The following is a 19,006-nucleotide window of genomic DNA, read 5'->3' as shown; positions in this document are numbered from 1 at the left end:
CTGCGCACCCGGCTGTCGGCGTCAAGCGTCGTCTTTCAGCGTGGTGCAGAACCGGTGGAGGATGGCGGCGGTGGCGCCCCAGATCATCCAGCGGGGATGGGGCATGGTGTAGAGCTCGTGGCCGTGGCCGCCGCGGGTGACGTGGTGCTTGCGGTAGCTGGCCGGATCGAGAACGGCGTCCAGCGGCAGGGTGAAGATCTCTTCGACTTCCCGCGGGCAGGGCCGGAGCTCGGGCCGCCCCTCGATCGAGGCGACGACGGGCACGATGCGGTAGCCGGTGATCGTGTCGAAGCGGTCGAGCAGGCCGTGGACGGCGACCCGACCGGCGTCGATGCCGATTTCCTCGCTGGTCTCGCGCAGGGCCGTTGTAAGCGGAAAGGGCTCGTCGGCCTCCCGACGGCCGCCCGGCAGGGCCACCTGGCCGGCATGCAGCGACATGCGCCGGCTGCGCACGGTGAGCACGATGGCCGGTTCTGGCTGGAAAACGATCGGAATGAGAACGGCCGCGCGACGCGGATTCCAACTGCCGTGAACGGGGCGAAATCCGCCGATGGGGAGTTCGTGCTCAGGCGTATCGGGAGAATGCAGCCGCGCCGACAGCTCCCCGGTGGAGAGCCGCGACGCGGCTTCAGTTCCCATCGAACAGTCGGTCCGCCCGGGCAGGCAGGGCCTGCATGATCTCACGGCGCTTTTCGGGCGAATAGCCCAACCAGCCGGCGATTTCCGTGGCGGACCTGAAGCAACCCACGCAGAGTTCACCGGGACCCAGGGTGCAGGTCCCGATGCAGGGCGATTCCACTTGGGGAAGTTCGCTCGCGGGATCGCTCATGGACGGTTCTTACTGACCGTCGACCGGGGCTCCGGCCTGACCTTCGTAGTCTTCCGGCGCGCCGATCTGGACGAGCTTGATGTCGAACTTCAGCGCTTCGTTCGGGCCGATGATCGGCGGATCGCCGCGCACGCCGAAGGCGAGCTCGGGCGGCAGGAACACCTGCCATTCGGCGCCCTCGCGCATCAGGGGCAGCACTTCCTGCCAGCCCTCGATGACGGAGTTGACCTGGAAGACGGCCGGGACGCCGCGACGGAAGGAGCTGTCGAATTCGCGGCCGTTGATCTTGGAGCCGCGGTAGTGGACGGTCACCGTGTCCTCGAGGCTCGGGCGCTCACCGGTGCCTTCCTCGATCACGCGGTACTGCACGCCGCTGGGCAGCGCCGTAATGCCGTTCTTGTCGCGGTTCTCGGCCAGGAATTCCTCGGCCTTGGCCTGGTTTTCCTCGGCCAGGGCCTCGAAGGCTTCCATGCGCTCCTGGCGCAGCTTTTCCTGCAGCTCGGTCATGCGCTCGCGCATGATCTGCATGTCGACCGTCGGCTCCTGCTCGTTGTAGGCGTCGCGGACAGCCTGGAAGACGGCCTCGAGATCGACGTCGATATCGTAGCTGCGCAGCTCGGCGCCGAACTCGTAACCGATCGAGTAGCCGAGCTGACCCTGTTCACTTTCCAGGTCCTGGGCTGCGATCGGCGCGGCGGCCACCAGGGCCACTGCCGCAGCGAGAAAACACTTCTGCATGTTGCCTCCGTTGAAGGGAAGTCGAAAAAAGCGGGAATTGCGAAAGCGGGCATTGTACCCGACCACTCCGCCGCTGACCATGAATCCCCTTCGGGCCGGTTGGCCGGCAGCGCAGTGCTTCCATCGCTTTCAATGGACCCTGTCGACGGCCCTCGGGTTCCCTGCAGGCGGATAGGTTAAAAACACCAATTCTATGGTAAATATAACCAGATCGGGCCCATTCGGGTTCCGTAAACCCCTGATTTTACGGGCACAGACCTTCTGGCACGGCGCTTGCTCTTATAGGGCAGGCATCAACCCAACCGGACAGGAGTCACGCAGATGGGCATTTTTTCCCGCATGGGCGACATCATCAACGCCAATCTCAACGCCGCACTGGAAAAGGCGGAAGATCCCGAGAAGATGATCCGCCTGATGATCCAGGAGATGGAAGACACGCTGGTCGAGATTCGCTCGGCCACGGCCAAGTGCATCGCCGAGAAGAAGGAGCGCACGCGCCTGCTCAAGCGCCTGGAGCAGCAGCAGATCGAGTGGGAGCGCAAGGCCGAGTTGGCGCTGGAGAAGGACCGCGAAGACCTGGCCCGCGCCGCCCTGGCCGAACGCACGGCCCTGGCCGACCGCATCGGCTACCTCACCGAAGAGCTCGAGCAGTACCAGGAGCAGCTGGCCAAGTACGACGAGGACATCGGCAAGCTGCAAGCCAAGCTCACCGACGCCCGCAACCGCCAGCGCGCGCTGGTGATGCGTCACCGTTCGGCCAACCATCACCTCAAGACCAAAAAGCAGGTCTACAACGACAAGATCGACGAAATGCTCTATCGCTTCGACGCGGCGGAGGAACGCATCGAGCGCATCGAGTCGGAAGCCGAGGCGCTGGACATGGGCCGGAAAGGCCGAACGCTCAACTCGGAATTCGAGGATCTGGAACGCGATGAACGGGTCGAGGAGGCCCTCGCCGAACTCAAGTCGCGCCGCAACAAGGAGTAAGCAGCGATGAGTGACATCGTATTCGTGCCGCTGATCCTGTTCATGGTGATCGTGGCGCCGATCTGGCTGATCCTGCACTACGCCACCCGCAACTCGGCCAACCGGCGTCTCAACACCAAGGACGAAGCGCTGATGGAAGACCTGCACGAGAGCGCGAGGAAGATGGAAGAACGCATCCATACCCTCGAGCGCATCCTCGATGCCGACAGCCCGAACTGGAGAAACCGCTCATGAACCGCCGTCACGAACAGTACGAACGACCGAGCCGGAACCGGCTTTACCGCAACAAGGAGCGCAGCATCCTTGGCGGGGTCTGCTCCGGGATCGCCGATTGGGCCGGATTCAACCTGACCGCGCTGCGCGTCATCACGATCCTGCTGGCCATCCCGTTCACCGCTGTCATGGTGGTCGGCTACATCGCGCTGTGGATCCTGCTACCGAAGCGGCCGATCAATCTCTATCGAGACGAGTCCGACGAGGCCTTCTGGCACGAAGTGCGCAAGGGCCCCAAGGACGGCGTGAGCAGCCTCAACCAACGCTTCCGCGAACTCGACAAGCGGCTGCAGCGCATGGAGGCCTGGCTGACGTCGAACGAGTACCGCATCGACCGCGAACTCAGGGACTGACCGGCCATGCTCGAGGGAGTCGTCGCCATGCACCTGGTCGCCACCGTGATCCTGCTGCTGATCCTGATTCCGGCCGCCCTGGCCGGAATCGCCAGCGCCCTGATCGACGCGGCGGCGAACATCGATTGCCTCTCGACCGCCCTGCCCCACGCCAGCGCCATGCTGGCCGAGATCGCCCCGATGGCGCCGGCGGTCGGATTGCTCCTCGCGGGGGCGGCCACACTGGCGGTGGCGGGTTGGTTGATCGTGCGCGTTGTTAATGGCTGAACCCTGAAACCTAATCCCATTCGAACCCCTTAAACTATCCGGCTCCAACCAAACCCAACCGGAGCCCATCCAGATGGCGTACGACAACCTGCTGATTTCCGACCGCGAGGCGGTCCGAACGATCACGATCAACCGCCCCGACAAGCTCAACGCGCTCAATCGCCAGACCCTGATGGAACTGGCCGAGGCCATGACCGCGGCGCAGGAAGACGACGGGGTCCGCGTGATCGTGTTGACCGGTAGCGGCGAGAAGGCTTTCGTGGCCGGCGCCGACATCGGTGAGATTCGCGAGCAGACGGCCGTCGAGGCACGCGCCTTCTCCGCCCTGGGCCAGGATCTGATGAGCCGCATCCAGGCATCCGACAAGCCGGTGATCGCGGCCATCAACGGCTTCGCCCTGGGCGGCGGCATGGAGCTGGCGCTGGGCTGTCACCTGCGCCTGGCCTCGGACAACGCGCGCCTGGGCCTGCCGGAGATCAAGCTGGGCATCATGCCGGGCTTCGGCGGGACCCAGCGCCTGCTGCGCCTGGCCGGCACCACCCGCGCCCTGGAAATGGCCCTGACCGGTGAGCCCATCAAGGCCGAACGCGCCGAGCAGCTCGGCGTCGTCAACCGGGTGGTCGGCCAGGATGAACTGTCATCCGCCGTCGCCGAACTGGCCGACCAGCTGGCCAAGGCGGCACCGGAAGCGGTGCGCGGCATCCTGCAGGCAATCAACCAGGGCGCCGAAACCGACCTGCAGACCGGCCTGGCCCTGGAAACCGCCCGATTCGCCCTGTGCTGCGCCACCGAGGACATGAAAGAAGGCACCGGCGCCTTCCTCGAAAAGCGCACGCCGCAGTTTCAGGGGAAATAGACCGACTAGCAGTCCATCCAGGTCGGCCGTTTCTCGCAACGGCGCAAAGGCGCGACGGACGCAAGGATTTTTCTTTCTTTTTCCATTGCGACCTTTGCGCCTTCGCGCCTTTGCGAGAAATCCTTGCCTTCTATTTCAGATACCCGGACTCTCCGGCGTAGTCCTTCTCGCCGGCGGTCACGCGCACGTCGAGGCGGTTTTCCGGCACGGGTAGCGGGCAGGTGGAAAACTCGGTGAAGGTGCACGGCGGGTTGTAGGCGCGGTTGAAGTCGAGCACGGTGCGGCCGTTTTCGTCGGGCATGGGCGCGTAGAGCATGCGACCGGCGCCGTAGGTCTCGCGGCCCGTCGTGCGATCGGCGAAGACGAAGAACAACTCATCGTCGTCGCGCGAGGCCTGGGCCTCGAGCCGGTAGGTCTCGCCGCCGTACTCGAATACCGCCGCTCCGAGGTTGGGCTCCTGCGTGATGTCGCCCAGCACACTGCCCACCGGCATGGTGGTCCCGGCCGGGTGGTATTCGATGCGCGCCTCGACCCGCCAGTCGGGGTCGTAGGGGAAGTAGTCCAGGCCCTTGAATTCGGTGCGCGTCTCGGCCCGCGGCCAGCGAGTGCGCACGGCCAGGCGGTCGTTGCGCTGGATGATCTGGAAGCGAACGTCTTCGGCCTGCACCCATACCGTATCGTCTCGGCCGGGTTGGACGAGCATTCCCGCCACGCCGGGGCGCCCGTCCACGCGCACGGCATTGGTTGCGGGCTCGAAGCGCGCCCGGCTGCCGTCGACGATGAGCTCGCCCCAGTGGTCCGGGCCGGCCGGCATCGCGATGTCGGCGCCCTCGCCGGCGCCGATGCGCCAGCGCCCATCCTCGACGAAATCCAGGCCCACCAGGCTCAACCAACCATAGGGCTCGGTCAGCCGATCGTAGCGGCGCTGCCGCCAGGCCATCGCCTCGGCCCGCCAGTCCTGCGCCTCGGGACTCGACGCCGACTCGGGCTGGGACGCCGCCGTCCGCGGCTTGTCCACGGCACAGGCCGACAGCGCGGCAACCACAACCACCATGGCGACAAGTCGAACCGAATCGCCCGATCCCCTCTTCCAGACCCGCTGCATGGCTCCCTCCATCCTATGTCCGGCCGTAGACGTCCTCGAGCCGCTCGATATCATCTTCGCCGAAATAGCTCCCCGTCTGCACTTCGATGATGTGCACGTCCTCGTCGCCGGGGTTTTCAAGCCGGTGCAGGCTGCCCACCGGAATCTCGACGGTTTCATTGGCGCCGTAGATGCGCTCCTCGTCGCCCACGCGCACCTTCGCTTCGCCGGCGACCACAGTCCAGTGCTCGCTGCGGTGCTGGTGGCGCTGCAGCGACAGGATGCCGCCGGGCTTGACCACCAGGCGCTTGACCTTGCAGTCCTCGGCATCCTCGAGCACCGTGAAGTTGCCCCAGGGTCGGTGCACCGTGCGGTGGAAAACCGCGAGTTCGTCGTTGTTGCGGGTCAGCTCCTCGACAACGGCCTTGACCTCCTGGGCACGGTCGCGAGTGGCGACCAGCACGGCATCTCCGGTGTCGACGATGACCAGGTTGTCCACGCCCACAGCGGCGACCAGGCGCTTTTCGCCCTGGACAAAGGTATTGCGGGTGTCGACCAGAACCGCCTCCCCCTGTACTCGATTGCCCAGGGCGTCGGTTTCGTAGAGGTCGCTGATCGCCTGCCAGGAGCCGATGTCGCTCCAGCCGCAGTCGACCGGCACGACGGCGCGCCGCTCGGCCTTCTCCATCACGGCAAAGTCGATCGAGTCGGGTCGAACGCGCGCGAAGCGCTCGGCGTCGAGTTCCACGGGAGCCGCCTCGGCGTCGGTTTCCGCCCAGGTGGCGCGAACCTGTTCGAGGATATCGCCGGCGTGCGTCTCGAGCGCCGCAAGGATGGCGTCGGCGCGGAAGCAGAACATGCCCGCGTTCCAGAGATACTCGCCGGACTCGAAATAGCGACGGGCGGTGTCCTGGTCGGGCTTCTCGACGAAGGCGCGGATCTCGCGGCCGTGCTCGCCGATGCCCTGCCCCGAGCGGATGTAACCATAGCCTGTCTCCGCGTGCGTCGGCGTCACGCCCAGGCAGGTCAGCCAGCCGTCGGCGGCGAGCGCCTCGGCGTGGGCGACGGCTTCGGAGAAGGCATCCAGGTCGCGGATCAGGTGATCGGCGGGCATGATCAGCAGGCGCGTGTCCGGCCCGTAGAGTTGTTCGGCCCAGAGCGCGGCGGCGGCGATGGCCGGCGCGGTGTTGCGCCCTTCGGGCTCGAGCAGGAAACGATGGTCGGCCGAGCTGTCGACAGCCTGGTATTCGTCGCGGGTCAGGAAGTAGTAGTCGCGGCCGGTCACCGTCAGCGTCACCGGCGCATCGCCCACGGCCAGGGCGCGCCGGATGGTGCTGGCCGCCAGCGTCTGTCCGTCGGCCAGGCGCATGAAGGGCTTGGGATGCGCCTTGCGCGACACCGGCCACAGGCGGGTGCCGGCGCCACCGGACATGATCACGGGTATCAACATGGGGCCTCGCTCCATCGGTCCAGGCACTCGACCAGGGCCTGCTCGCAGTCGGGCAGCGGCCGGCCGGTGAATTGTTCATAGCGCAAACCGTCGAGCACCGACCAGGCGGGGCGCCTTGCCTTCTGGGGCCACGCGTCACTTGCGATCGGCTCGACGTCGACGATATCGGAGATGATGCCACGCTCCGCAGCCCCCTGCACGGCTCTGACGGCCAGCGCATGCCAGGTCATGGCGCCCTGCCCGCTGACGTGGAGCAGTTCCGGGCGCTCGACGCGATCGCCCAGGGCGACCAGGCGGCGTGTGGCCTGCGCCAGCGTACCGGCCCAGGTCGGTGAGCCGGTCTGGTCGGCGACCACTTTCAGATCCTGCCCCTCCCCGGCGCGCTTGAGGATGGCGGATACGAAATTGCCCGGCAGGGCGCTGTAGACCCAGGCGGTGCGCAGCACCAGGGCGCGACAGGCACTGGTGGCAATGGCCTGCTCGCCGGCCAGCTTGGTGCGCCCGTAGGCCGACTCCGGCGCCACCGGGTCGTCCTCGCGCCAGGGCCGGCCGGGCGCGCCGCTGAAGACATAGTCGGTCGAGTAATGCACCAGCAGGGCATCGCTGCGCCGGCACCAGTCGGCCAGCGCGGCCGGCAGGTCGTGGTTGAGCCCGAAGGCCTCGGCCTCATGGTCCTCGGCGTCGTCCACGGCCGTCCAGGCTGCGGCGTTGATGATCGTATCCGGGCGCACACGGTCGAGAAGCGGGCCAATGTGATCGACCTGCGAAAGGTCCAGCACATGGTCGGCATCGCTGCGCGCGCAGGTCACCAGGCCGTCGATTTCGGCACGCAGGTGACGGCCCAGCTGGCCGTTGGCGCCCAGCAGCAGGGTGGTCATGACGGCAGCCGGTCAGGAGCGATTTCCGCCAAGCGGGGCGCGGCACGGTCCTTGTCGGACAGACCCGAGGGGGCGATCGGCCATTCCACGCCGATATCGGCATCGTCCCAGGCGATCGAGGCATCGAATTCGCCGCGGTACGGTCGAGTGCAGAGATAGTTGAAAGTGGCGGTCTCGCTGAGGACCTGGAAACCGTGCGCGAAGCCCTCTGGAATCCATAGCTGGCGGTGGCTGTCGGCATCGAGTTCGAAGCCGGTCCAGCGCCCGAAGTGATCGGATTCCGGGCGAATATCCACGGCCACGTCGAAGACCCGGCCCTGGCTGACCCAGACGAGCTTGCCCTGCGGCTCGGGCCACTGGAAATGCAGCCCGCGCAATACGCCGCGGGCGGACTGCGAGCAGTTGGCCTGGACGAAGGCCGGGCCGATGCCGTGTTCGCGGTAGCGCTCCTCGCGCCAGGTCTCCAGAAACCAGCCCCGCTCGTCGCCGAACACGCGCGGCTCGACGAGCTTCACGCCGGGCAGATCGGTGTCGCTGACTTTCATGAAGGCTCCGCAGTCCGGGCGATCATGCGCAGGTAGTCGCCGTAGCCGCTCTTGGTCAGGGGCTCGGCCAGGGCCAGCAACTCGTTGGCGCCGATCCAGCCCTGGCGAAAGGCGATCTCCTCGGGGCAGGCCACGCGCAGGCCCTGGCGCGATTCCAGGGTCTCGATATAACTCGAGGCCTGCTGGAGCGAAGCGTGGGTCCCGGTATCCAGCCAGGCGTAGCCGCGGCCCATGCGCTCGACGGTGAGGTCGCCGGCTTCGAGATAGCGGCGGTTGAGGTCGGTGATCTCGAGCTCGCCGCGCTCGGAGGGTTCGAGCTCGGCGGCGAAGTCGCAGGCGCGCTCGTCGTAGAAATACAGGCCGGTCACGGCGTAGTTGGATTTCGGCCGCTCGGGCTTTTCCTCGAGCGAGAGCACCCGTCCTTGCGCGTCCATCTCGACCACGCCGTAGCGCTCGGGGTCGCTGACCCAGTAGCCGAACACGGTGGCGCCGTGCTCGCGGGCGTTGGCCCGCTCGAGCAGCTCGCGCATGCCGCCGCCGTGGAAGATGTTGTCGCCCAGGATCAGGCAGGACGGTCGGCCGTCGATGAATTCGCGGCCAATGATGAAGGCGTCGGCCAGGCCGCGCGGTTCGTCCTGCACGGCATAGCTCAGCTCGATCCCCCACTGGCTGCCGTCGCCGAGCAGCTTCTGGAACAGGGCCTGCTCGTGCGGCGTGGTGATGATCAGGATCTCGCGGATGCCGGCCTGCATCATGGTCGACAGCGGATAGTAGATCATCGGCTTGTCGTAGACCGGCAGCAGCTGTTTGGAGATCACCTGCGTGAGGGGATACAACCGCGTGCCGGAGCCGCCCGCCAGAATGATGCCTCGTCTGTTCATGGAGTTATTGTCCTGAAAACCTAAAAACCTAAACCTGTTCGTCCACAGATGAACACAGATAAACACAGATAAAAAAACAAAAACTCAGTTAACCAGGCGTTTTACCTGAATTCGCGGCCTTCCGAAATTGACGAGTAGACCAATATCAAGCCCTGTTGCCCTCAAGTAGTTCAGCAATTGAGACTGATGTTCACCTGACAAGTCGCTCACGGCCTTGATCTCGACAATCAATTGATTGTCCACCAGAAAGTCAGGCTGATAACGTCCTACAGTCTCCCCCTTGTAGCAGACTTCCAGGGGCACCTGGCGGCGGTATGCGAGTTCTTGTCGCTCCAACTCTACGGACAGGGCATTCTCGTAGACATTCTCCAGAAACCCCGCCCCCAGAGTATTGCTGACTTCATAGCAACAACCAATTACCTTTCTAGAAAGCTTCACAGACATTAGATCTTCTTTAATCTGTGTTCATCTGTGTTCATCTGTGGACAATTTATTCTTCTGACTTTTTCAGCCCCCAATCCGCGACACGCCGAGGCGTTCGGAGCGATAGCGGCCGTCGCGGATGCGTTGCCACCACTCGCGGTTGGACAGGTACCAGTCGACGGTCCGGGCGAGGCCTTCGGTGAAGTCGACCGACGGTTCCCAGCCGAGTTCGTCGCGGATTCTCGTCGCGTCGATGGCGTAGCGCCGGTCGTGGCCCGGGCGGTCGGTGACGTACTCGATCAGCTCGCGCCGCGGGCGCTCGACCGGCACGCGCTCGTCGAGCAGGTCGCAGAGCAGGTGAACGACGTCGAGGTTGGCCATTTCGGCGTTGCCGCCGATGTTGTACACGCGGCCGGGTTCGCCGGCTTCGAGCACGCGCTCGACGGCGCGACAATGGTCGGTGACGAACAGCCAGTCGCGGCGCTGCTGCCCGTCGCCGTAGACCGGCAGCTTCTCGCCCTCCAGGGCGTTGATCAGCATCAGTGGAATCAGCTTCTCGGGAAACTGGAAGGGGCCGTAGTTGTTCGAGCAGTTGGTGATCATCACCGGCAGGCCGTAGGTGCGGTGCCAGGCCCGGGCCAGGTGATCAGCCGCCGCCTTCGAAGCCGCGTACGGCGAGTTCGGGGCATAGCGGTGCGTTTCGGTGAAGGCCGGTTCTTCGGGCGCGAGCGTGCCGTAGACCTCGTCGGTGGACACGTGCACGAAACGGAAGTGGTCCGCCCCGCCCTGCCAGTAGGCCAGCGCGGCATCGAGCAGCGTCTGCGTGCCGGTCACGTTGGTGCGGATGAAGGCGCCGGGCTCGTCGATCGAGCGGTCGACATGGCTTTCGGCGGCGAAATGCACGATGGCGTCGGGCCGATGCTCGTCGAGCAGCCGGGCCACCAGCGGACCGTCGCAGATGTCGCCCTCGACAAAGACGTGCCGCTCGGACGGCAGGCCTTCGAGCGACTCGCGGTTGCCGGCATAGGTCAGCAGGTCGAGATTGACCACCGTCGCGTCGGTCGTGCCGAGCAGGTGGTGGACGAAATTGGACCCGATGAACCCGGCACCGCCGGTGACCAGAATGGTTTTCATCTGAGAATCAAAACCTTGTTGAACGCAAAGACGCAAAGACGCGAAGAAAACGAAAAAACGGACCAGTTGCGACGGAGCCAAACAGGGTCTGCCGGACTGCAGTGGTGGCCGACGAACGCGACCATTCATTCAACTCTTTGCGTCTTCGCGTCTTTGGGTTTGAAAGATTTTCACCCAAGCTCGGCGCGCCTAAAGCACTATCACGGCGCGCAGAGCCGCGACGCGCCAGCCGTCAGAACGGAATATCGTCTTCCAGTCCGCCGCCGTTGTCGCTGGGCGGGCCGTCGTAGCCCTGATCCTGGTAGCCGCCCTGACTCTGGGACGGCCCGTTGTCGTTGAACGGGGCGCTGCCGCCGCGGCTGTCGAGCATCTGCATCTCGTTGGCGACGATTTCGGTCGTCCAGCGGTCCTGACCGTCCTGGCCCTGCCACTTGCGGGTCTGGATGCGGCCTTCGATGTACACCTTCGAGCCCTTGCGCAGGTACTCGCCGGCGATTTCGCCGAGCTTGCCGAAGAGCACCACACGGTGCCACTCGGTGCGCTCCTGCTGCTCGCCGGTCTGCTTGTCGCGCCAGGCTTCGGAGGTGGCAATTCGGATATTGGTCACCGCATTGCCGCCGGCGGTGTGTCGGGTTTCGGGATCGGCACCGAGATTGCCGATCAGGATCGCCTTGTTGATTCCACGGGCCATGACGCGGGCCTCTCCTTGATTCAGGGTTTGAGAATGCGCAGAAGTCTAGCATAGGCGCCCGCCGGTCCCATCGGCCGAATCCCCCGGCCCGGCGAAGGAAATCGACCCGTATAATTGTCAGCCATGAACGATTTCTCATCGACCACGGCGCCGGCCGGCCTGGATGACATTCTCGAGCTCACGCAGGTCGACCGCCGGGCGGTCGACCGCCTGATCGTCGATCGACTGGCCTCCGATGTCGTCCTGGTCAACCAGATCAGCCATCACATCATCAGCGGCGGCGGCAAGCGCATGCGCCCGCTGGTGCACCTGCTCTGCGCCCGTGCCGCCGGCTATCGCGGCGACGACCACCTGAAGCTGGCGGCGATCATCGAGTTCATCCACACCTCGACCCTGCTCCACGACGACGTCGTCGACGAGTCGTCCCGGCGCCGCGGGCAGGTCACCGCGCACCGTCTCTGGGGCAACGCCGCCTCCGTGCTGGTCGGCGATTTCCTCTACTCGCGCAGTTTCCAGTTGATGGTCGAGCTCGACCGGATGCGGGTAATGAACATCCTGGCCGACACCACCAACACCATCGCCGAGGGCGAGGTGCTGCAGCTCATGCAGATGGGCAATGCCGACCTGGGGGTCGAGGACTACTACCAGGTGATCTCCGACAAGACCGCCTGCCTGTTCGCCGCCAGCGCTCGCCTGGGCGGCGTTCTGGGCGAGATGAGCGATTCCGACTGCGAAAGCCTGGCCGACTACGGCCTGTACCTCGGGCAGGCCTTCCAGATCGTCGACGACGTGCTCGACTATCGCGCCGACGGCGACGACCTGGGAAAGAACGCGGGCGACGACCTGGCCGAGGGCAAGGTCACCCTGCCGCTGATTCTCGCGCTCCAGTCCGCCGATGAGACCGAACGGGCGCTGATGCGAAGCATCATCGAAGCCGGCGGCAGCGACCGCATTGCCGATGTCAGGAGCATCATGGAGCGCACCGGCGCACTCGACCTGGCCATGTCCCAGGCTGAAGGTCTGGCCGAAAAGGCCCGCATGGCCCTGGCTGTGCTGCCCGAGAGCGACGAGCGGGGCGCGCTGGAGTTTCTCGCCGGATACGCTGTGGACCGCGCCTACTGAACTTCCGGGGCGACACCCACCGCCGCACGGAAGCGCTCGCCGCGCTCCTCGAAATCGCGAAAACGGGTGAAGCTCGGCGCCCCCGGCGACAACAGCACGACGCAACCCTCACGCGCCAGTTCCCGCGCCCGCGCCACGGCCTGCTCGAGCCCTTCGAGCGCCTCGATCGGCCCCATCCGCTCTCCGACCGCTTCGCCGAAGCGATCGGCGATGACACCGCCGTTGTCGGGAATCGTCAGCAGGGCCTCGAGGCCGTGGGCATCGACCCACTCGAGGACGGGCTGCCAGTCCGCCGGCCGCGCCTGCCCGCCCGCGATCAGTATGACCGGCGCCGGCGCCAGCGCGTCCAGGGCCGCCAGCGTGGCCCAGGGGCTGGTCGATATCGAATCGTTGATGAAACGCACGCCGTCGACCGTCGCCACGGGCTCGAGCCGGTGCGGCAGGGACCGGAAAGTCGACAGTGACCGGGCCAGCGCCGGACCATCCTGGCCCAGCAGGATGCCGGCCTGGAGGGCCAGCGCAGCGTTGTCCAGGTTGTGGCGACCGATCAAGGGCAAGGCGCCTGCCGGACACAGCGGCGCGCCGTCCAGCATCAGGCGGTCGCCGTCGCGCCAGACCCCCGGCGGGCGATTGCCCAGCACGCGGCCCCGCACCGCCTCGGTGGCCGCCACCAGGCGCTCGTCGCGGCCGTTGACGAGCAAGGGACGGCCTTCGAGCAGCTCGGCCAGGCGCAACTTGGCGGCCACGTAGGCTTCCTCGCCGCCGTGCCAGTCGAGGTGCTCGGGAAACAGGCGCGTGAACAGGCCGAGATCGATCCGGCCCTGAAGGTCGGCCAGCTGGTAGCTCGACAACTCCAGCACGGCAACGTCGGCGGCGGATTCGAGATGATCGAGCAGGGGCACGCCGATGTTGCCCGCCAGGAGCACCTCCAGACCCTGGCCGCGCAACAGGTGGGCGAGCAGCGAAGCGGTCGTACTCTTGCCCTTCGAGCCGGTCACGCCGACGACGGTCAGGTCGCGACCGCGCTCGGCCAGCCAGATGGAGGCCGGGTTGACGACGACCACGCCGGCTTCCCGGGCTGCGGTCAGCGCCGGATGATCCACGGGCACCCCCGGGGAACGGATGAGCACGTCGAAATCGCACAGGCGCTCGTCGAAGGGCGCATTCACGACCGGCCAATCCGTTTCCGGTTCGCCGCGCTCGACCAGGACGGTCAGTTGCACGGCCGGGTCCCGCTCGCGCAGGGCGCGCGCGGTCGCGCGCCCGTCCCGGCCGTAGCCGAGCAGGCCGATGCGCCGCGCCAGCAGCCAGTCAATCGTCGGCGAGGAGTTCATCGGGAATGCGATGGGCCCGCGCGGGCCGGCAGAGTCGGTCGAGTTCGGGCACGTCCAGGTCCGCGAGCGAAGGCGCCAGCGCCGACACCACGGTGCAATCGCGCCAACGCGGATCAGCCGACAGGGCGGCGAGCGCCGCGCGGGCTTCGCCGGCCTCGCCCACGCACTCGAATGGTTTGGCGCCGTCGATCGCCAGCAGCGAGCGAAAGCCCGGCAGTTGCCCGCCGTCGGCGAGCAAGTTGGCCCCGAATATTCCCGTCAGTGCTTCGGGCGACATGAACGGCGCCAGGGCCAGGAAGACGAAATGACACTTGGGGCAGTGACCGCACCAGCGATCGGTTCGTGCCCCGTCGAGATGGAAGTTGCGATTGCAGGAGGAAAAGACGCCGTGATAGCGCTCGAGCCCGGCGAACTCCCGGCATATGGCCAGTTCGCGATCGCGCCGCAGGATCGAGAACACCGACAGATCCGGCGTGATGCAGCGCCCGACCCACTCCCCCAGCATCGTTTCGAACTCGAGCGACTTGGAGAACTGGTGATTGACCGGCCTGCCCCGTTCGTCGTGCAGCGTCGCCTCGTCGGCGGAATGCTCGTTGGCGAACACGACCCGGTCGAAGCCTCTCGCCAGGGCAAGCACGATCAGAGCCGACGCATTGATCGCCGTGATCGGCACATGGCCGTTCCAGGCCCCTTGACGATTGAGCGCCGCCAGCCCGGCATCCACCTCGCGTTCGATCACCAGGTGGGGCGTGCCGGCAACCTCGGCGACCTGCCGGATCAGGGCGGCTCGGCCGACCTGGACGGTGACCGGCTGTTCGCCGCGGCGGCGCAAGCGCTCGAGCGCCACGAGCGAGTCCTTGCCACCGCCCATCGGCACCAGCGATCGCCTCGGCAGCCGGCAGCGCACCGCCCCACTCGGCGCTCCGCCGGCAGGAAAGGTCGCCCAGGCGTCCTGATCCAGACCGTTGCGCCAGGCGAACTCGGCCAGGCCTTCGCGGTACAGCCGCGCCAGCCAGGCGGCTTGCCAGGCATCCGGGGCGCGTCCTTCGAAAGCGATCGAAGGGGGGCAGCCGGCCTTCCAGTAGCTGACGCCGGCCGTCCAGTGCAGCAGGTCGAGGGCGGCATCGAGCGCTTCGGGGCAACGGCAGCCCCCTCCCTCGATCGGAAGCCTGAAGCGTTCTTGCAGCTCGATGCCGTCGAGACGGTAGAAGAGCTCGACCACGCCGGTAGACGGGTCGAAGCAACGATCGACGAAGCGGAATTCGCGACTCGCCTCGCGCCGCCAGTCTTCCGGGGACCGCAGCGGCCGGCCCGGATCAGCCGCGGGCATCGGCTGCTTCGTCCGGCTCGCCGGAGAAGGTTCGATCACCCTCGTCGTTGGCGCGCGGCCAGGCCCGCAACACGGCATTGACCAGAGTCGCCAGGGGAATGGCGAAGAAAACGCCCCAGAAACCCCAGATGCCGCCGAAAACCAGAACCGCCGTGATGATGGCGACCGGATGCAGACTGACCACTTCGGAGAACAGGATGGGCACGAGCACGTTTCCGTCGAGCGCCTGGATGATGGTGTAGGCGATCAGCACGTACCAGAAGCTCGCGCCGGGACCGAAGGCGACCAGAGCGACCAGGGCGACGGGGAGCGTCACGACGGCGGCCCCGATGTAGGGAATGATGACCGACAGGCCCACGAGCATCGACAGCAGCATGACGAAGGGCATCTGGAGGAGCGCGAAGACCACGTAGGTGACGATCCACACGATCATGATCTCGAGTACCTTGCCGCGGACGTAGTTACCGATCTGGGCATCGACCTCCTGCCAGACGCTGGTGACGAGCGCTCGGTCACGAGGGAGGTACTGGCTGGCCCAGCCCACGAGCTGGTGCTTGTCCTTGAGGAAGAAGAACACCAGCACCGGCATCAGCACGAGAAAAATCAGGAGGTTGACCGCGCTCATCACCCCGGAGAAGGAAACCAGGGTAGCCCCGTAGTTCACCAGCTCCGAGCCGATGTTGTCGAGCCAGGTCGACAGCTGTTCCTGGGATATCAGCGCCAGCTCGCGCTGCGGCTCCTCGGCGGCCAGCTCCACGCCGTTGGCGGCGATCGCCTCGGTGGCCGACGCGGGCTCGGTCGGAGCGACGAGCTGGGGATAGCGTTCGGGCAGCTTGGCCACCCAGTCCTGCGCCAGGGACACATAACTGGGCAGGTCTCGCACGATGGCGGCGAGTTGGCGAGTGAGCATCGGCACCAGGCCGAGAAGCAGGTAGACGAGCGCCGTCATGAAGCCGAGAAAGACCCCGATGACGCTCAACAGCCGCGGTACACCCAGGCGCTCGAGGCGTTGCACCCCGCCCTCGAGCAGGTAGGCCAGCACCAGGCTGGCGAGCACCGGCGCAAGCATCTTGCCGAACAGGGCGATGGCGAGCACGCCCAGCGCCAGAAACAGCGCCAGGATGACGACCTGGGGGTCGGAAAAATGCCGACGAAACCACTCGTTGACGCGCGCGATCATGGTTCGATTATAAGGGCGAGAGGACATTCAGGGGTGCCAGAAAGCCCTGCCCGGTGGGCCTTCCCCGCAAGAAGGCCACCGGGCACCGTGCCGTTCAGGAGTGTTGTAGCTGCGGGTAAAGACGAATCGTTCGCGCTCGCTCGTCAGAAGTCGAAGCTCATCATCGCCTGGACCTCGAGATCCTGGTCGAGTTCGTCGCTGATCACGCCCAGCAGGTTGCCGCCGAATGCATACTCGGGCGGCGCATACGCCGCGTTCAGGTGGAGGCGGCTGCGCTTGCCGACGTCCTTGGAAAGCCCGGCGATGACGGCGTTGCTGGCCAGTTCCGAATCGAGCGCTGCGGCCAGGGTCGGTGCCGTCGGCCGTGGCTGGGTGCGTGTGCGGTAATCGACGAACAACTCGATGTCGTCGGCCGCGCGCCAGCGCCAACCGAGGCTGTAGACGGTCAGGTCGTCCCAGGCAAAGTCCGGGCTGTTGCGATCACCGAGCAGCGCGGTGAAGCGTGCCGGAAGCGACTGGCTGGGAAAGGCGCCGACGTCGCTGTAGAAGATCTGGGATACGCCGAAGTTCAGCCAGGAACGGGGCGTGGCATGAAACTCGAGTCCGACCTGAAGACGAGGCGGAATGTCGAGTTCGGCGCTGGCGCCGTGCACCCCCCGAACGGTCGCGAACTCGTCCATGTTGATGCGCGACTGGAAGGCCGCTTCGAGACGAACGCCGGTGACGAGTTCGCTGCTCAGGGCGAATCGCAGACCGGTCCCGTGGGAAATCTCGGTGCGCGCAGGATCGAAGTAGAGGGTGTCGATTCGCTCACCGATACCCATGCGCGTCGTGGCCTGCTGCAAGTTCATCGCGGCCGTTCCAAACTGCTGGCTGGCCAGCACCGCGCTGACCGTGAGATCGCTGTTCTCGCTCACGCTGTGGGTCAGGCCCGGCATGACGATCGACTGCTGGAAGCGGTCGGCGCGTCGAATGTTTTCCGAAAGCGACTCGCCGAGCATCAGGCTGAGACGCGACTGACGGAACGACAGGCGCAGCGGCGAGCGCCCCTCCCCGCGCATCAGGGGCAGGGCGAAGTCCGGCAGGATGATCGTTTCGTCGAAGTGCAGCCAGCTGACGTGAGGAATCTCCCGCGCCGACAGCCGCTCGAGTTCCGGCGTGATCTCATTGACCAGGTACTGCTCCCAGGGGCCCAGTTCGAAGCCGGCCACGAACCAAGACATCCCTGCATAGGGCGTCAGGTGAACCGATCCCGCCGTTCTCGGCAGCGACCAGGCCGCCTGCGCCGCCACCAGGGAGACTGCCAGGACACAGATTGAAAGGAGCCGTTGCTTCACGGTTTCGGACTTTCCGCCAATGATGGAGCAAGTTTACCGTCACCGATGGCGAAAATACAACGCCGAATCGAGAGAAATGCAACGCCGGCGCCGAAAGCACTGCAGGTACGGGAACTTCGCGCCCCTCTGGCGTGTTGCGGAAGCGCAACAACGCCCTCCCCTCACCCGACGCAGACCGGCCGACGTGGCCGGACCGCATGCCGCCGGGCCCGCGCATGCCGGCCCAAGGCGCCGGAACCTCAGCCCAGGCGCTCGCAGATGGCGTCGGTGAAGCTCTCCGTAGTGCCGCTGCCGCCGAGATCGGGCGTCGTGCGGTCGCCGGCCTCGATCACCTCGGCGATGGCCCGGCGCACGCGCCCGGCGCGGTCGTGATCGTCGAGATGTTCGAGCATCTGGGCGGCGCCCAGCATCAGCGCACATGGGTTGGCGATGCCCTTGCCGGCGATGTCCGGCGCCGAACCGTGAACCGCTTCGAACATGGCCGCCTTCTCGCCGATGTTGGCGCCCGGCGCCAGGCCGAGGCCGCCGACCAGGCCGGCGCACAGGTCGGAGATGATGTCGCCGAACAGGTTGGTCGTGACGATCACGTCGAACTGCTCGGGACGCATGACCAGTTGCATGCAGGCATTGTCGACGATCAGGTCGTTGCTCTCGATATCGTCGTACTCCTCGGCCACCTCGTGGGCGACACGCAGGAACATGCCGGTGACGTCCTTGAGGATGTTGGCCTTGTGGACCACGGTGACCTTCTTGCGGCCGGCCCGGCGCGCCAGGTCGAAGGCGAAGCGCACGATGCGTTCGCAGCCCTTGCGGGTGACGACCATCTTGGATTCGGCCCGGCTGTCGTCCGGCGCGGTCCACGCGCCCTCGCCCAGGTAAGCACCCTCGGTATTCTCGCGCACGGTGATCAGGTCGATGTTCTCGTAGCGCGAGTTCGAACCCTTGAAGCTGATCGCCGGACGAACGTTGGCATAGAGGTCGAAATGCTTGCGCAGCGCGACGTTGAGCGACTTGAAGCCGCCGCCCACCGGGGTGGTCAGCGGCGCCTTGAGGGCGATGCGATTCTTTTCGATCGAATCGAGCGTGTCCTGCGGCAGCAGCTCACCCGTTTCCTCCTGGGCCGCCATGCCGGCGAGCTGGAAGTCATACGTCAGCCCCGCACCGATGGCGTCGAGCATGCGGAGGGTGGCGTCCATGATTTCGGGGCCGATGCCGTCGCCCCGGATAACGGTGATTTGCTGCGTCACGCTGCTGTTCCTGTAGTGATCAAGCGGTTGAACGGAAACCGCCCATTATAGATCCTGTGGCGCCCCG

22 protein-coding genes are annotated in these 19,006 nt (G+C 66.0%); 6 read left to right on the top strand and 16 right to left on the bottom strand.

All coding sequences use genetic code 11. The annotated features are described in order from the left end of the window. Positions 1 to 21: 21 nt before the first annotated feature. The 3 genes from DZC52_RS09750 to DZC52_RS09740 are packed head-to-tail and all read right to left on the bottom strand — an operon-like array spanning position 22 to position 1,567. A complete protein-coding gene (locus tag DZC52_RS09750) occupies positions 22 to 639 on the bottom strand; it encodes a CoA pyrophosphatase (RefSeq protein WP_116650958.1) in 618 nt (205 codons plus the stop codon). Then, entirely contained in the window at positions 629 to 829 is a 201-nt protein-coding gene (locus DZC52_RS09745; protein WP_116650957.1) for a DUF1289 domain-containing protein, read from the bottom strand. The genes DZC52_RS09750 and DZC52_RS09745 overlap by 11 nt, the downstream gene beginning before the upstream one ends. 9 nt (positions 830 to 838) lie before the next feature. Beyond that, positions 839 to 1,567: an FKBP-type peptidyl-prolyl cis-trans isomerase gene (locus DZC52_RS09740; RefSeq protein WP_181918885.1), complete on the bottom strand. Its 729-nt coding sequence runs from the start codon at positions 1,565 to 1,567 to the stop codon at positions 839 to 841. A gap of 321 nt (positions 1,568 to 1,888) precedes the next feature. Here DZC52_RS09740 and pspA point away from each other — a divergent pair, with 321 nt between their 5' ends. The 5 genes from pspA to DZC52_RS09715 all read left to right on the top strand — a co-directional run bounded on the left by pspA (position 1,889) and on the right by DZC52_RS09715 (position 4,303). Beyond that, a complete protein-coding gene (gene pspA / locus DZC52_RS09735) occupies positions 1,889 to 2,554 on the top strand; it encodes a phage shock protein PspA (protein WP_116650955.1) in 666 nt (221 codons plus the stop codon). 6 nt (positions 2,555 to 2,560) lie between these two features. Continuing rightward, the gene (gene pspB / locus DZC52_RS09730) at positions 2,561 to 2,788 is read left to right on the top strand and encodes an envelope stress response membrane protein PspB (RefSeq protein WP_116650954.1); all 228 of its coding nucleotides are present in this window, start codon (positions 2,561 to 2,563) and stop codon (positions 2,786 to 2,788) included. After that, positions 2,785 to 3,180, top strand: a complete 396-nt coding sequence (gene pspC / locus DZC52_RS09725; RefSeq protein WP_116650953.1) for an envelope stress response membrane protein PspC — start codon at positions 2,785 to 2,787, stop codon at positions 3,178 to 3,180. The genes pspB and pspC overlap by 4 nt, the downstream gene beginning before the upstream one ends. 6 nt (positions 3,181 to 3,186) lie before the next feature. Then, positions 3,187 to 3,447 carry a hypothetical protein gene (locus DZC52_RS09720; protein ID WP_116650952.1) on the top strand — a complete coding sequence of 87 codons (261 nt, stop codon included), beginning with the start codon at positions 3,187 to 3,189 and terminating at the stop codon, positions 3,445 to 3,447. Positions 3,448 to 3,520: 73 nt separating this feature from the next. Continuing rightward, positions 3,521 to 4,303 carry an enoyl-CoA hydratase/isomerase family protein gene (locus DZC52_RS09715; protein ID WP_116650951.1) on the top strand — a complete coding sequence of 261 codons (783 nt, stop codon included), beginning with the start codon at positions 3,521 to 3,523 and terminating at the stop codon, positions 4,301 to 4,303. A 130-nt stretch (positions 4,304 to 4,433) separates the two neighbouring features. Here DZC52_RS09715 and DZC52_RS09710 read toward each other — a convergent pair whose 3' ends face one another. The 8 genes from DZC52_RS09710 to ssb form a co-directional block, all read right to left on the bottom strand. Continuing rightward, entirely contained in the window at positions 4,434 to 5,408 is a 975-nt protein-coding gene (locus tag DZC52_RS09710) for a DUF1684 domain-containing protein (protein ID WP_181918884.1), read from the bottom strand. A gap of 13 nt (positions 5,409 to 5,421) precedes the next feature. Continuing rightward, positions 5,422 to 6,837, bottom strand: coding sequence for a mannose-1-phosphate guanylyltransferase/mannose-6-phosphate isomerase (locus tag DZC52_RS09705; protein ID WP_116650949.1), 1,416 nt, complete (start codon positions 6,835 to 6,837; stop codon positions 5,422 to 5,424). Next, on the bottom strand, positions 6,831 to 7,715 hold the full coding sequence (gene rfbD / locus DZC52_RS09700; protein ID WP_116650948.1) for a dTDP-4-dehydrorhamnose reductase: 885 nt from the start codon (positions 7,713 to 7,715) through the stop codon (positions 6,831 to 6,833). Before rfbD ends, DZC52_RS09705 begins: the two co-directional genes overlap by 7 nt. Further along, positions 7,712 to 8,260, bottom strand: a complete 549-nt coding sequence (rfbC, locus tag DZC52_RS09695) for a dTDP-4-dehydrorhamnose 3,5-epimerase (RefSeq protein ID WP_116650947.1) — start codon at positions 8,258 to 8,260, stop codon at positions 7,712 to 7,714. Before rfbC ends, rfbD begins: the two co-directional genes overlap by 4 nt. Further along, a complete protein-coding gene (rfbA, locus tag DZC52_RS09690; protein ID WP_116650946.1) occupies positions 8,257 to 9,141 on the bottom strand; it encodes a glucose-1-phosphate thymidylyltransferase RfbA in 885 nt (294 codons plus the stop codon). Before rfbA ends, rfbC begins: the two co-directional genes overlap by 4 nt. 84 nt (positions 9,142 to 9,225) lie before the next feature. Beyond that, positions 9,226 to 9,585, bottom strand: coding sequence for a GxxExxY protein (locus DZC52_RS09685; RefSeq protein WP_116650945.1), 360 nt, complete (start codon positions 9,583 to 9,585; stop codon positions 9,226 to 9,228). 63 nt (positions 9,586 to 9,648) lie between these two features. After that, a complete protein-coding gene (gene rfbB, locus DZC52_RS09680; protein WP_116650944.1) occupies positions 9,649 to 10,698 on the bottom strand; it encodes a dTDP-glucose 4,6-dehydratase in 1,050 nt (349 codons plus the stop codon). Positions 10,699 to 10,930: 232 nt separating this feature from the next. Next, positions 10,931 to 11,389: a single-stranded DNA-binding protein gene (gene ssb, locus DZC52_RS09675; protein ID WP_116650943.1), complete on the bottom strand. Its 459-nt coding sequence runs from the start codon at positions 11,387 to 11,389 to the stop codon at positions 10,931 to 10,933. Positions 11,390 to 11,512: 123 nt separating this feature from the next. Between ssb and DZC52_RS09670 the strand changes: the two genes are divergently transcribed. Further along, the gene (locus DZC52_RS09670) at positions 11,513 to 12,511 is read left to right on the top strand and encodes a polyprenyl synthetase family protein (RefSeq protein WP_116650942.1); all 999 of its coding nucleotides are present in this window, start codon (positions 11,513 to 11,515) and stop codon (positions 12,509 to 12,511) included. Here the strand turns inward: DZC52_RS09670 and murD are convergent. The 5 genes from murD to DZC52_RS09645 form a co-directional block, all read right to left on the bottom strand. Next, entirely contained in the window at positions 12,505 to 13,845 is a 1,341-nt protein-coding gene (murD, locus tag DZC52_RS09665) for a UDP-N-acetylmuramoyl-L-alanine--D-glutamate ligase (RefSeq protein WP_116650941.1), read from the bottom strand. The genes DZC52_RS09670 and murD overlap by 7 nt on opposite strands. Continuing rightward, positions 13,823 to 15,175 (bottom strand): MurL-like N-terminal domain-containing, encoded by a 1,353-nt coding sequence (locus DZC52_RS09660; RefSeq protein ID WP_181918883.1) that lies wholly within the window; start codon positions 15,173 to 15,175, stop codon positions 13,823 to 13,825. Before DZC52_RS09660 ends, murD begins: the two co-directional genes overlap by 23 nt. After that, positions 15,162 to 16,355: an AI-2E family transporter gene (locus DZC52_RS09655; protein WP_116650940.1), complete on the bottom strand. Its 1,194-nt coding sequence runs from the start codon at positions 16,353 to 16,355 to the stop codon at positions 15,162 to 15,164. Before DZC52_RS09655 ends, DZC52_RS09660 begins: the two co-directional genes overlap by 14 nt. Before the next feature lie 143 nt (positions 16,356 to 16,498). Next, positions 16,499 to 17,692 (bottom strand): hypothetical protein, encoded by a 1,194-nt coding sequence (locus tag DZC52_RS09650; RefSeq protein ID WP_147307651.1) that lies wholly within the window; start codon positions 17,690 to 17,692, stop codon positions 16,499 to 16,501. A gap of 239 nt (positions 17,693 to 17,931) precedes the next feature. Beyond that, positions 17,932 to 18,939 carry an isocitrate dehydrogenase gene (locus tag DZC52_RS09645; protein ID WP_116650938.1) on the bottom strand — a complete coding sequence of 336 codons (1,008 nt, stop codon included), beginning with the start codon at positions 18,937 to 18,939 and terminating at the stop codon, positions 17,932 to 17,934. Positions 18,940 to 19,006: the final 67 nt, after the last annotated feature.

Origin of the sequence: Wenzhouxiangella sediminis, from assembly GCF_003410055.1 — a bacterium.
Taxonomy (GTDB): domain Bacteria; phylum Pseudomonadota; class Gammaproteobacteria; order Xanthomonadales; family Wenzhouxiangellaceae; genus Wenzhouxiangella; species Wenzhouxiangella sediminis.
This window is presented reverse-complemented; position numbering and strand designations above follow the sequence as displayed.